The following is a 13,561-nucleotide window of genomic DNA, read 5'->3' on the forward strand; positions in this document are numbered from 1 at the left end:
CCTGCTATCAACGGTTAATTCTGAAGTTTCGCTAAATCATCAAAAAGCGCTCTCCTTTTACGGAGAGCGCTTTTTGTTTAAATGTATAGAATTGCAAGTTCAATGCATTTGCAAAATTTCATCCACTTGTACTAGCCGCCTTGGCGGGTGCTATAGGGAGCATCTCAATGAGTGTAAAAACACGCCTGTCCTGGCGAATAGAATTCGCGGCTATACAAACAAAACCCACCTCCGTGGGTTTCAAAGTCTTTAAGTCCGCGTAGGCGGACTACCCTTTTTTGATCTCTAAATATCAAAGAGTTTATACATAAAATTCTGAATTAGTAGAAGATTGAATCATAAAAAACAAATTTTGCAAAAAATTAACAATTGTTTCAGGTTTAAACTCATTAAAATTTAGTAAATAATAAAAACTTTTATTACACAATCACTAATGCTATTTTCTGAAAATGAAAGCCAAAGGAGTTTTAATTTACTTTTCTCTAAAAATCCCAACCCGATGTGGGTATATAACCAAAATAATCTGCAATTTTTAGATGTAAATGAAGCTGCTGTTTTTCACTACGGCTACTCACGAGAAGAGTTCTTGCAAATGCGAATAACTGATATTCGCCCTTCAGAAGATGTGCCTCTCTTGCTTGAATATTTACGACAAAAGCACTCTACCTTAGACTTTACTGGGCGATGGCGACATCAGCGAAAAGACGGACAGATTATTGATGTTGAAATTTTCACACAGACAATAGACTATAGCAGTTATAAGGCTCGCTTAGTTCATATACGAGACATCACAGAACACAAACAAATAGAAAGAACTCTTCAACAAAGTGAAGCTAGATTTCGAGTGATTTCTGAAGCGATTCCTGTTCCATTCATTATTTCGCGTGTGTCTGATGGGTTGATTTTATACGCTAATACAGAGTTGCTTCAAACATTTCAGTTTTCTCCAGAGTATTTAGTTAATCGCAAAAGAATTGTAGATTTGTATCATAATCCTACAGATTTAGAAGCGCTGTTAAAAGTTCTTAATCAGCAAGGTTTTATTCATAATTATGAACTGCAATTAAAAAAAGCAGATGGAACTTATTTTTGGGCGATCGCTTCTTTACAATATTTAGTTTTTAACAATGAGTCAGCCATTTTAACAGTATTCAATGATATTAATGACCGAAAAAATACCGAAACAAAACTTCAAGAACAAAATGAGTTTTTGCGGATAATTTTTGAGAATATACCATTGATGATTGCCCTGGTCAATGCCAATGGTAAACTCCAGTGGGTGAACCAAGAATGGGAAAATATTCTCGGTTGGAAATTTCAAGATTTCCAAACTCGTGATGTATTGGAAGCGCTATACCCTAATCCTGAATATCGACAGTACGTAATTAATTTTATGCAGTCTGCACAACGCATTTGGGGGGACTTTAGAACTCAGATACGTGATGGTCGTTTATTGGATACGTCTTGGACTAATGTTTACCTTTCAAATGGTCAAATTATTGGTATTGGGCAAGATATCACAGAACGTAAGCAAACTGAACTAGCTCTAAAAGCCCAAGCTGAACGGGAGCAATTGATGCGAACTGTTGCTCAACGGATTCGTCAATCTTTGAATCTTCAAGATATTCTGAATGCAACAGTTCAGGAAGTGCGAGATTTACTTGGGGTTGATCGAGTAGTAGTGTATCAGTTTGACTTAGAGATGATCGGCACAATTATGGCGGAATCGGTAGAACCTGGATGGATGGTTTCGTTGGGTGTAGAGATTTATGATACGTGTTTTCAAACAGGCGCAGGATTGGAATATTATCAGGGACGCAAACGAGCGATCGCTAATATTTATGAAGCTGGACTAACTGATTGCCATATTCGTCTATTAGAACAATTTGAGGTGAAAGCAAATTTAGTTGTGCCAATTTTATTAGAAGTAAGCTCTCAAAACCCTGGCTCTCACATTTGGGGTTTACTGATTGCTCACCAATGCTCTGGTTTTCGTGAGTGGGAAGAAAATCAATTAGATTTGCTCGATCAAGTGACAGTCCAATTAGCGATCGCAATTCAACAATCCAGCATCTTAGCGCAAGCTCAAACTGAACTTGTTCAAAGACAAAAAGCTCAAATAAAGTTAAAAACAGCCTTAGCTGAAAAAGAAGTTCTTTTAAAAGAAGTTCATCATCGAGTTAAAAATAATTTGCAAATTGTCTCCAGTTTATTACAACTTCAGTCTCAAACACTCAAAGATCCGGAAATAATCAAAGTTCTTCGAGAAAGTCAAAATCGAATTGAGTCAATATCTCTAATTCACAAAAATTTATATACTTCCGCTAATATCGGACAAATTGATGTCGCTGACTATATCAGTAATTTAGCAGCTAGCTTGCTCATTTCCTATCAAATATGCCCTGGTAAAATTTCTCTAGAAACTGATATAGATTCAGTCAGCTTGAATGTCGATCAAGCTATTGCCTGTGGATTGGTGATTAACGAATTAATCTCTAATGCTCTCAAACACGCTTTTCCCAATCAACAAGTAGGCACAATTAGTATTGCTTTACACAATATTGGCAATAGTATCGAGATGACTATCCAAGATAATGGGATTGGTTTACCAGATAATTTAGATTGGAGAAATACTGATTCTTTAGGTCTGTCGTTAGTACATGACTTGGTTACAGAACAACTAGAAGGCGATATTACTCTAGAACGTAATTATGGAACAGTATTCAAAATAAAATTTACGCAGTTAACTTTGCATTAATAAATATCAAATGGGTCAAGCTAGGATTTTAGTCGTTGAAGATGAAGTGATTGTGGCTAGAACTATTGCTAGTCAACTCAGTCAACTAGGATACATTGTTACGGGTACAGCTTCATCTGGAAAAGTTGCCATTGCCAAGGCATCGGAAACTCAACCAGAACTAGTATTAATGGATATTATTCTTAAAGGTGATATGGACGGTATTGCTACCGCCAGTCAGATTCGCGAGCAGTTAGATGTACCTGTAATTTATTTAACCGCTTATGGCGACGATCATACTTTAGAAAGAGCCAAAATTACCCAGCCTTTTGGATACATAGTTAAACCATTTACTACAAAAGATTTAAAAATTGCGATCGAGATCGGTCTCTTAAAACACCAGTTAGAACGTGAACTGCGGGAGAATCGAGATCAGTTAGCAACCCTTTTAAACTCAATGAGTGATGCTGTAATTGCTACTAATGAGCAGGGAAAAATAACATTTATGAATCCTGCGGCTGAGGCGCTGACTGGCTGGCAGCAAAAAGATGCTTTAGGAAATGAGGCGGCGAAGATTTTTCATATTGTCAATGAAGTTACAGAGGCTACATTAGAAAATCCTGTGACAAAAGTACTGCGTGAGCAACAGGTTGTTTATTTAGGGGAATTCACATCTCTGATTACAAAAAACGGCAAAAGAGTTCCCATTGGCGATAGTGCTTCACCACTGAAGCGAGGAACTGACCAGGTAAATGGTGTAGTAGTTGTTTTTTGGGATCTTAGCGAACGACGGCAAACAAAATTGCTAGAGCAAGCATTGGAAAAGGAGCAAGAACTTAACCGTCTCAAGTCCCTATTTATCTCTACTGTATCTCATGAGTTCCGTAATCCCCTAACTGTTGTTCAAACGGCAGTAGAACTCATAGAAATGCAAGGAGCAAATTTGACAGATACAAAAAGAGGTATCTATTTAAAGCGAATTCAAGGAGCTGTGCAATCTATGGAAAAGCTCATGGAGGAGGTGCTATTTATGGGTCGAGCGGAAGCAGAAAAACTCATATACAACCCTGCTTCCCTTAACTTAGAGCAATTTTGTCGAGAGTTAATCGAAGATTTTTTGATGCTTGAAAACAGGGTATGTGAAATTATTTTTACCTGTCATAGTGAGAATACATCCGCTGTGATGGATGAAGGACTTTTACATTACCTATTTGGAAATCTGCTCTCAAACGCAGTTAAATATTCTCCCCAAGGTGGCAAAATTCAATTTGATTTAATATGCGACCCCATTGAGAAAGTAGCAACTTTTTATATTCAAGATCGAGGTATGGGCATTCCCGAAGCAGACCAAGCTCGACTTTTTGAATCATTCTACCGAGCCTCAAATGTCAAATCAATTCAGGGTACTGGATTGGGCTTAGTAATCGTTAAAAGGTGCGTTGATGCTCATCAAGGTCAAATCAGTGTGACAAGTGAAGTTGGAGTTGGTACTAAATTTACAGTAATTTTGCCCTTAAATTCCGAATCATGAGTTATAAATTCTTCTTCAACTCACATCCTGATTTTTGTTGCCAACTTGGGTTTGGTAGTGGCGCCATTTTTCTTGCTGACGCGCTCTTTTCTCTTCGGTGAGGCTATCAAAACAATAGGGACAGGAGATACCTTGCTCATATTTGGGAGACGCTTTATCTTCCTCAGAAATCGGACGTCCACAACAGAGGCACAACTCATAACTTCCTTTCTCCAATCCATGACTAACGGCTACCCGCTCATCAAAAACAAAACATTCTCCTTCCCATAAACTTTCTTGTGTTGGAACTTCCTGCAAATACTTAAGAATACCGCCTTTGAGATGATAAACTTCTCCAAAGCCTTGGGCAAGCATGAAGGATGAAGCTTTTTCACAGCGAATGCCGCCTGTACAAAACAGAGCAACCTTTTTGTGTTTAGTTGGGTCGAGATGGTGGCGCACATAATCAGGAAATTCGCGGAATGATTCAGTTTGGGGATTTTCTGCCCCTTGGAAAGTACCGATATTCACCTCATAATCATTGCGGGTGTCAATCACGGTTACTTCTGGATTGGAAATTAAATCATTCCATTCTTGGGGATTGACATAGATACCAACTTGCTCATTTGGGTCAATTTCTGGCAACCCCAAAGTAACAATTTCTTGCTTCAACCGCACCTTCATCCGTTCAAAAGGTGGGGTTTTGGTATAGGACTCTTTGGATTCTAAGTCTGCTAAACGAGGGTCAGAACGCAGAAACCAGAGAACTGAGTCAATCGCCTGACGCGAACCGGCAATTGTACCGTTAATCCCTTCAAGTGCCAGCAAAATCGTCCCCTTGACACCTTGCGCTTGGCAGTAAGACAGCAGAGGATCTCGTTTCTCGGTAAAATCTGGCAGTTTAACAAATTTATACAGTGCTGCAACAACTTGAATATTTTCTGGCTTCATTCCTTTGGTAATAGAACAATATAAGTTACAATAACAACGGTAATCAAAGTTATCTACTATTTTAACTTTATGGGGGTTTAGCTCAGTTGGTAGAGCGCCTGCTTTGCAAGCAGGATGTCAGCGGTTCGAGTCCGCTAACCTCCATTGGAAACGGTTTTTGCTAGCTTACGCACATTCAAATCAATTAAAACCCCTTTCATTATCAAAAAATGGGGTTATTTTCCTTATTAGGCAAGGGGTTCGGGGAGAGGAAAATATGGTATTGCATCCATTGCACCGATTCAAAGTCCTACTTAGTTAAAGGAGGTAAACTCTGACTTGACAGTACTCAGGTAATTTTGATCGTTCAAAATTTGACTTATCTTTACTTAGGGGGTTGTTTGGAAAAGCGTTCATTGGGGTTAGTGGCAATTGTTCTCTACAAATCATTTGCCGCCTTGCTGCTTATGCTTACTTCGATCGCTTTATTATTGACATTAAAAAATTATCAAACTCTAGAGGCATTTTCAGAAAATTATGTTTTAGAAGGTAAATCGATGATTATTGATTGGCTTTTAAAGAAAGTTGTTAACTTAAATCCTAGAACTCTAGAATTTAGCGGTATCGGAACAGGAATATATGCTATTGTTACTGCTATTGAAGCTGTTGGTTTATGGTACGAAAGGCGTTGGGCACATGTCTTAGTATTGGGACTTGTCGGTATCAGTATTCCACCAGAGATTTATGAATTGATTCAGGGAATATCTCTGATAAAAATATTCGTTTTTTTGTTGAATTTAGCAGTGTTTGGCTATCTATTCCGAAATTTTCCTAAACATCCAAACTAAGTTTTTGATAAGAAGAAAGGCAGCAGGAAGAAAGCTATTTGAAATGGTTGACGACAAGAGGCAACGGGTTTACGCAAAACCAAGACCCCACGTTGTACAATCGCTAGAAATACAATCTGGAGAGCAACTTGCCTAGATCGATTCAGTCTACTCAACCACCACTAAAATTTATTCCTCAAAGGTTGAATCCTCTGGTACTCCATATTGTTCGGTGGTTACTGCCGATCGCACTACGGTTTCGTACTCGCCCTTGGCTACCGGCTGGGATTGTCAAGATTGAAGCCAAGAATGTTGAAGTATTAGCTGAACTCTATCAACAATTCCAGTCTGGAAAAATTCGCTTTTTGTTAGCATTTCGCCACCCAGAGGTAGAAGATCCCCTCTGTATGCTGTATTTGCTTTCTCGAATTGTGCCACAAGTTGCTCGTCAAAAAGATATTACACTAAAATCCCTGGTTCACAGCTATTTTCTTTATGACCGAGGTATGACAGTTTGGGCTGGAAAGTGGCTAGGTTGGCTGTTTTCTCTACTGGGAGGTGTGCCGGTTCGTCGTGGTAGGCGACTAGATCGGCAAGCGATCCAAAATGCACGAGAGTTGTTTGCTAATGGCGAACTACCGATCGCAGTAGCACCGGAAGGAGGTACTAATGGTCATAGTGGCATTGTTAGCCCCTTAGAACCTGGTGTTGCTCAAATGGGCTTCTGGTGTGTAGAAGACTTACAAAAAGCCAACCGAACTGAGACTGTGATCATTGTGCCGATCGCTATCCAATATCGCTACGTTGAGCCACCTTGGTCTAAACTGGATTGGCTGTTGAGTAAGTTAGAAGCTGATAGTGGCTTGAAAATTTCGGAAATTGATTCGGGCAATCGCGCAGAGATTTACCATCAACGCCTCTGTAGGTTGGCTGAATATCTGATTACCGAGATGGAAGAATTTTATCGTCGCTTCTATCATCAAGATATCCCAAAAATCATCTCAACTGATGAATCTGCTAGTGCTAATCAGGTATTAATTGCCCGACTCCATCGCCTACTAGATAAGGCTTTACAAGTTACCGAGCAATATTTTGAAGTTCAAGCGCAGGGTAATTTTATTGATCGCTGTCGCCGTTTGGAAGAGGCTGGCTGGAGTTACATTTACCGAGAAGATTTGCCAGATATCAATGCTTTAGCACCCTTCAAACGCGGTTTAGCAGACTGGATTGCTGAAGAAGCCGACTTGCGAATGCGGCATATGCGGATAGTGGAAAGTTTTGTTGCAGTCACAGCTACTTATATTCAGGAACAACCAACGGCAGAACGGTTTGCAGAAACAGCTTTGCTTGTATTCGATATGCTTTCTAGAATTCAGGATACAACGCTTCCGGGACGACCGAGGTTAGGTTTGCGACAGGCACAAATCACAGTGGGGGAGCCAATTTCAGTTACAGAACGTTTCAGAAATTGTCAGGGCGATCGCCAAGCGTCTAAACAAGCTGTGAGCGATTTGACAAAAGATTTGCAAATCGCTTTAGAGAAGATGATTAGATAACAGAAATTCTAAGACTTTTTCGCTCGAATAAAGAACGCCAAGCTTTAGTTACAGCACTGACAGCTATTATGCAATACAGACCACCAGGGAATAGAATTCCCTGCCTAATGGTGCAAGTCCTCTAGAAGAGGACTAGAAAAACTTGGGTTAAAGCACTGACAGCTATTATGCAATACAGTACAGTTTTTCTTTTTGCCCTTTTCTATCATAGCTTTCAGCTTTGAGGATGTACCTCATAGCTGCCGGAAGTGCTGTAAGCAACGGATTGAAATTGAAAAGCAGTTAGAACGTGATACTAGCGAACTCAAACAAGCCAAAATAGATTTAGCTCAAACTGCGATCGCAGCTACTGCCGATCATTTCCCAACTCAATATTTTCTCGAAGTTTCTGAGTAGCTAACGATAGAACAGTGCTTGTAGTAGCTTAAATTGTATAACTTTTTTATACTTATACAATAGTTACGATAGCTGTTCGCGCTAGCGTCTCCACAGGAGAAGGCTTAAGCTTCGCTTATCGCAATCGTTTTCTCAGCCACCAAACCATAAAACCAACAATCATTCCAACTATTAAACTGGCACTTAAAGGATACTTGCAAAAGAAGTCAACTTGCTTAAAAATATCTTTACACTCTTTTGCTGTCTCTCTTATCAGGGATACAGTTGCTATACCAGCACCCGCAACAGCTACAAGCTCTTGAAAGTTACGCTCTCTTTCAGATTTCTCGACTTCTATGCGACTGCGAGTAGCGTTAATTGTATCTTCTAAAAGTTGCAAGCCAAGCTGCATATTTTCGATATCTTTAGTAATTTGTGGTAAATATTTTTTGTTGGCTAGGTTGCTAAATTTTTCTAAAAAATCTAACTGATTATTTTGACCTGCTTTTTCTTTAATCAAAGCCAAGCGTATTTGATAATTAGATAAATTAATTTCAATAATTTGTTTTTGAAAAGACAGGTTGAGTAAGTCGATTGTGTATTGTTGGAGAATGTTATCAATATTATTTAAAATTTGCCGAGAAGTAGTAATTTTTTGATTTTCCTGCCAATAGTTACTTTGATTAGTAAATTTTCTATTTTCTTCTATTTTTTTATAATGATTGAGCAGAGATTCTTTGACTAAACGACTTTGCCAATAAGCCCACGAAATCTTACTGCGATAACAAAATAAACCCATCCAATCTTTATAAAATTCCGCAGCTTTTTCTGCGCTCTCTCTATTATTATAAATAGCAATAATCACATGATGTTCATTACTATTTAGAGGCGTTGTTACGTTTTTTAGGCTCTGATTTATATATTGCGATCGCCCTACTTCAAAAACTTTCCCATCTAAAAAAATACCTGTTTCTGGTTGCCAAGAAGTATCTTTAAACAAAGCATAATAGCAATCCTTGGCAATATCTTCATGGTTTTGAGATGAGTTTTCTGGTAGCCAACCAGAAAGCAACCAGGTTTTTCCAATTATTGTCAGTTCTTTATTTAGTTTTTGTTCTATTTCAGTTTTTAAGATTGCAAAAGACTTAGCTGGTTGAGTTTCGGTTTGATTATTAATAGAACAATCAATTTGCAAGCCATAAGTGTCATTTAATCTAACACCATAATAGTATCCTTCTAAAGTTTGATTTTGGGAAATAAAGTTAATTTGAGGAGGCTGGGTAATCTCTAAATACTCAGTTTCAATCTCAGAATCGTTGAATTGAGTATCATAGGGTAATTGAGATAAAAAAGTTGCTTGGTTTTTTTGTGTTTCTGCATCAGTTGTGTTTAAAGAAGTTTTTAAAGCATATAAAAACAAATCAAGTGTCGGATAGATTAAATCGCTCATCACAAGGGCAAAACTAATTTGATTGATTGGATTGAGATAAAATTTGTTTCCATTTTTCTAAAAATTTGACTTGTTTCACTGTTTCTTCTGGTTTTTCAGAACTACCAACAATGACTACAACGTTGTTGAGTTGGGTTTCGTAACCTGTAGCTTCATATTTGGGTTTAAAGCCTCTAGTTAGTGGATAGGTTGCAAAAGTATTGAACCCACTAATCTCTGCTTCAGTAGGAAGTAAATCATCAGGAATTTCTTCTAGATCATCTAATTGAGATTTATAGAATTGATAAGACTGATTTAACTCAGGATTAGGGGTAATTATTTCTAATAAACGTCCTTTAATATAGTCTTCCCAAGCTTTGGGTTGTGTGTCTAATTGCTTGGCAACTTCTTTTAAATTCTGTTTCTCTTGTTCTCCAAGGGCGGTTTTTAAGTCTTGAAACGCCAAGAGAAAAGCGATGATAGTATTGTCAGCCTTTGTGTTCATAGGTTTTTATACCAAACTCACTACGATTAGTATAAACGTAATTTCAGTGAGATAATTACACTATGTATTTCATGTTCAGTTTTGATTTTCTATCTCTAAAAAGAATAATTTATTAAATAAAATGTTTTTTATTATACCTTTTACTATGTAAATTAATCTAGTTTATTGCACTGTATTCTAGTGATTTTTCATGCAACCTAAAGAATGCTGTGGGCAGATTTTGCCTACAGTTTAACCAAAAAGTTATCAGAGTCAGTCAGGTAAGAAAAATGGCATCGGAATGGGCTGCTCAAGTTATTGGAATTAATTATTACCCAGAGTACACCACTCTAAAGCCGCTAACGGCAGCAGCAGAGGATGCAGAGAAAATTGCCGAACAATTAGAACAATACGGTTATAGACCTTTTCGCGCTCAGTGTTTACCTAGAACTTTAAACCCGAAGGGAGAAAGCAAAATTGATCGCCAAGGGGCGGTAAAGGTGCAAGAATTGAGAGAAGCGATCGCTAATCTTTTCAATCCTCCCGATCCAAACCCCACGCCAGAAACAGCGTTATTCTTCTTTTCAGGACATGGGTGGTGCAAAACTGTAGCGGGCAAAGAAGAAGTATTTCTAGCTACCAGTGATGTTCTACCTGAACAAGCAATTTATGGTATACCCTTAAGTTGGTTGGGTGAGCAGTTGCAAATCAGTCAGGCTAAACGAGTCGTTGTTTGGCTAGATTGCTGCTATAGCGGTGAATTGTTAAAATTTATTCCCACAGATAAAGACTACTGTTTTATTACTGCAACCCGTTCTTACGAAACTGGAGTGGAAATTCCCCACGCGCAGGGGTTGATGACGCAGACTTTACTTGCAGGATTGAACCCGGAAAATGACGCAGATGGGATCATTAATAGCCACAAATTGGCAGATTTCATTATCAGCCGAATGCCGGATACAGCCCAGCGGCCGTTAATTGCCAATTCTACACGAGCAATTCTGCTGACAACTAAGTTTTCTCAAAAAAGCTTTCAGGATAAGTGTCCTTATCGTTCCCTGTCGTATTTTAGCGAGACTAAGGAAGATGCTGAGGTTTTTTATGGGCGGAGTGCGCTAACTCAGGAGTTGATTCAACAGGTAAGAGATAAGCATCGCCTAATTGCTGTATTAGGTGCTTCCGGTAGTGGAAAATCATCTATGTTACGGGCTGGGTTACTCTACCAGTTGAAGTTAGGACAAGAGATTCCAGAGAGCGATCGCTGGACTTATATTACACCGTTTACGCCTAAAGAATCTCCTGTTAACAGTTTACAGGAGGCTGTTGCACTTTCTTTGCTTAGATCCCCCCAACCCCCCTTAAAAAAGGGGGGCGAAGAATCTCTTAAAGTCCCCCTTTTGAAGGGGGATTTAGGGGGATCTAAAAAGTTAGGCGGGACAATGGAAAATCTTGCCCATGTCATCGGCGAGGAGTTAAAAGCATTAAACATACCAGTCATTTTGATTATCGACCAGTTTGAAGAATGCTTTACTATGTGCGATGACAGCCAGCGCCAAGAATTCTTTGACTGTTTGCGGGAATTAATTGACTGTACAGATAACCTCTATATTTTCATTGGGATGCGATCGGATTTTCGGGGGAGATGGCGAGAATATCCCGAATATGCTAGTAGAATCCATAAACCTTACATCAACATCGAACACCTCAACCGTCAGGAAATTGAAGAAGCGATTACTAAACCGGCTGATTGGGTTGGATTAGGCATAGAGGGAAGGTTAAAACAGCAACTAATTAACGATGTTGAAGATTACCCCGGAAGTTTGCCCTTGCTGCAATATACGTTGACAGAATTGTGGCGTGAGTCGAGAAATCAAGGCGATGAGGTTCTCAGCCTGAAAACTTATGAGGATTTAGGCGGGGTGGAAGGAACGCTACAAAAACGCGCTGATGCAGTTTACGAGAATCTTTCAGCAACAGAAAAAACTGTGGCGCGGCGGATTTTTCTGGAATTGACGCAAATGGGAGAAACCACAGATGTTAGGCGGCACGTGCGTTTGGGCGAGTTGGTTAATTCCCATCATTCCTTGGAACTTTTGCAACAGGTGAGTGAGAAGTTAGCCGATAAAGATGCGCGATTAATTACAAAGACAGATGAGGCGGATTCCCAGGATGTTATTTTAGATGTTGTCCATGAAGCCTTAATCCGCCATTGGAAAATGTTGTGGGATTGGAAAGAGGAATATAAGTTGGGTATAGGTATTGAACGCCAGATTGAAGCAGAAGCCCAAGAATGGGAGAGGAATGATAAAAAGCCAGGGTTTCTAAGAAAAGATGACAGGTTAGCAGTAGCAGAGGCATATTTAGCTAGATTTGGTGATTGGCAAATGCTGAATGGGGTAGCTGAGGTGTACATTCAGGAGAGTCAAGAACTGCGAAATCGCCTGGAGCGAGAAGAGAAAGAACGCCAACAAGAAAAGTTGGCAGCAGCAAAGCGGCAAAATCGAGTTGTTACTTTGTTTAGTATTGGGTTAACTGGAGTAGCTATCTTTGCAGGTTATCAATGGTATGATGCTCAGAATAAAGCCAAGGAAGCAGCACAACAAAGTGCCATTGTTCTGGCTCAAACCTCCGAAATTTCCCTTGTTTCTAACAGGCAACTTGAAGCTGTGGTTGCAGCTCTACAATCAGGTAGACAAATTTTAGGTAGACCAATTAAAAATGCTAATTTAGAACAAACGGCTAACCAGCAAGCTGTAGTCGCACTCAAGCGAGCAATTTACAATATCCAAGAGCTAAACCGCTTGGAAGGCCATAGCGAAGCAGTCTATAGCGTCGCATTTAGCCCGGATGGCAAGACCATCGCTTCTGCTAGTTTAGACAAGAGCGTCAAACTCTGGGATGCGGCTACAGGTCAATCAATCTCCACCCTCAAGGGGCATAGCGATGTGGTCAGGGGTGTCGCATTTAGCCCGGATGGCAAGACCATCGCTTCTGCTAGTTCTGACAAGAGCGTCAAACTCTGGGATGCGGCTACAGGTCAATCAATCTCCACCCTCAAGGGGCATAGCGATAAGGTCTATAGCGTCGCATTTAGCCCGGATGGCAAGACCATCGCTTCTGCTAGTTTAGACAAGAGCGTCAAACTCTGGGATGCGGCTACAGGTCAATCAATCTCCACCCTCAAGGGGCATAGCGATAAGGTCTATAGCGTCGCATTTAGCCCGGATGTCAAGACCATAGCTTCTGCTAGTTTAGACAACACCGTCAAACTCTGGGATGTGGCTACAGGTAAATCAATCTCCACCCTCAAGGGGCATAGCGATGAGGTCTATAGGGTTGCATTTAGCCCGGATGGCAAGACTATAGCTTCTGCTAGTGCTGACAACACCGTCAAACTCTGGGATGCGGCTACCAGTAAATTAATCTCCACCCTCAAGGGGCATAGTGATAAGGTCTATAGCGTCGCATTTAGCCCGGATGGCAAGACCATCGCTTCTGCTAGTGCTGACAACAGTGTCAACCTCTGGAATGTGGCTACAGGTAAATCAATCTCTACCCTCAAGGGGCATAGCTCTGCGGTCTATAGCGTCGCATTTAGCCCGGATGGCAAGACCATCGCTTCTGCTAGTGCTGACAACAGTGTCAACCTCTGGAATGTGGCTACAGGTCAATCAATCTCCACCCTCAAGGGGCATAGCGATGTGGTCAGGGGT

Annotated in this window: 9 protein-coding genes and 1 tRNA gene; 7 read left to right on the forward strand and 3 right to left on the reverse strand. The window is 40.0% G+C overall.

Features of this window, described 5'->3' with window-relative positions:
* Window positions 1–433: 433 nt before the first annotated feature.
* Both RMX69_RS28765 and RMX69_RS28770 read left to right on the forward strand, forming a co-directional pair.
* Window positions 434–2,758 carry a PAS domain S-box protein gene (locus RMX69_RS28765; protein WP_322639467.1) on the forward strand — a complete coding sequence of 775 codons (2,325 nt, stop codon included), beginning with the start codon at window positions 434–436 and terminating at the stop codon, window positions 2,756–2,758.
* A 10-nt stretch (window positions 2,759–2,768) separates the two neighbouring features.
* Window positions 2,769–4,268, forward strand: a complete 1,500-nt coding sequence (locus tag RMX69_RS28770) for an ATP-binding protein (protein WP_289799192.1) — start codon at window positions 2,769–2,771, stop codon at window positions 4,266–4,268.
* Window positions 4,269–4,283: 15 nt separating this feature from the next.
* Here the strand turns inward: RMX69_RS28770 and RMX69_RS28775 are convergent, their stop codons facing one another.
* A complete protein-coding gene (locus tag RMX69_RS28775; RefSeq protein ID WP_322639468.1) occupies window positions 4,284–5,198 on the reverse strand; it encodes a rhodanese-related sulfurtransferase in 915 nt (304 codons plus the stop codon).
* A gap of 71 nt (window positions 5,199–5,269) precedes the next feature.
* Here RMX69_RS28775 and RMX69_RS28780 point away from each other — a divergent pair.
* The 4 genes from RMX69_RS28780 (at window position 5,270) to RMX69_RS28795 (ending at window position 7,956) form a co-directional block, all read left to right on the forward strand.
* Window positions 5,270–5,342: transfer RNA gene (locus tag RMX69_RS28780), tRNA-Ala, on the forward strand.
* Between the two features lie 236 nt (window positions 5,343–5,578).
* Complete coding sequence (locus RMX69_RS28785) at window positions 5,579–6,025, forward strand: DUF2127 domain-containing protein (RefSeq protein WP_289799190.1); 447 nt, start codon at window positions 5,579–5,581, stop codon at window positions 6,023–6,025.
* A gap of 128 nt (window positions 6,026–6,153) precedes the next feature.
* The gene (locus RMX69_RS28790; protein WP_322639469.1) at window positions 6,154–7,560 is read left to right on the forward strand and encodes a 1-acyl-sn-glycerol-3-phosphate acyltransferase; all 1,407 of its coding nucleotides are present in this window, start codon (window positions 6,154–6,156) and stop codon (window positions 7,558–7,560) included.
* Window positions 7,561–7,752: 192 nt separating this feature from the next.
* Window positions 7,753–7,956 carry a hypothetical protein gene (locus RMX69_RS28795; RefSeq protein ID WP_289799188.1) on the forward strand — a complete coding sequence of 68 codons (204 nt, stop codon included), beginning with the start codon at window positions 7,753–7,755 and terminating at the stop codon, window positions 7,954–7,956.
* Window positions 7,957–8,071: 115 nt separating this feature from the next.
* On the opposite strand, the gene RMX69_RS28800 is transcribed toward RMX69_RS28795, so the two are convergent.
* Both RMX69_RS28800 and RMX69_RS28805 read right to left on the reverse strand, forming a co-directional pair.
* On the reverse strand, window positions 8,072–9,385 hold the full coding sequence (locus RMX69_RS28800; protein ID WP_322639470.1) for a hypothetical protein: 1,314 nt from the start codon (window positions 9,383–9,385) through the stop codon (window positions 8,072–8,074).
* Window positions 9,386–9,398: 13 nt separating this feature from the next.
* Window positions 9,399–9,869, reverse strand: a complete 471-nt coding sequence (locus RMX69_RS28805; protein ID WP_289799186.1) for a hypothetical protein — start codon at window positions 9,867–9,869, stop codon at window positions 9,399–9,401.
* Window positions 9,870–10,138: 269 nt separating this feature from the next.
* Between RMX69_RS28805 and RMX69_RS28810 the strand changes: the two genes are divergently transcribed.
* Window positions 10,139–13,561, forward strand: a 3,423-nt coding sequence (locus RMX69_RS28810; protein WP_322639471.1) for a caspase family protein, incomplete at its 3' end; no start/stop codon positions are given.

It is taken from the genome of Nostoc sp. EspVER01 (assembly GCF_034530635.1).
Lineage (GTDB): Bacteria > Cyanobacteriota > Cyanobacteriia > Cyanobacteriales > Nostocaceae > Nostoc.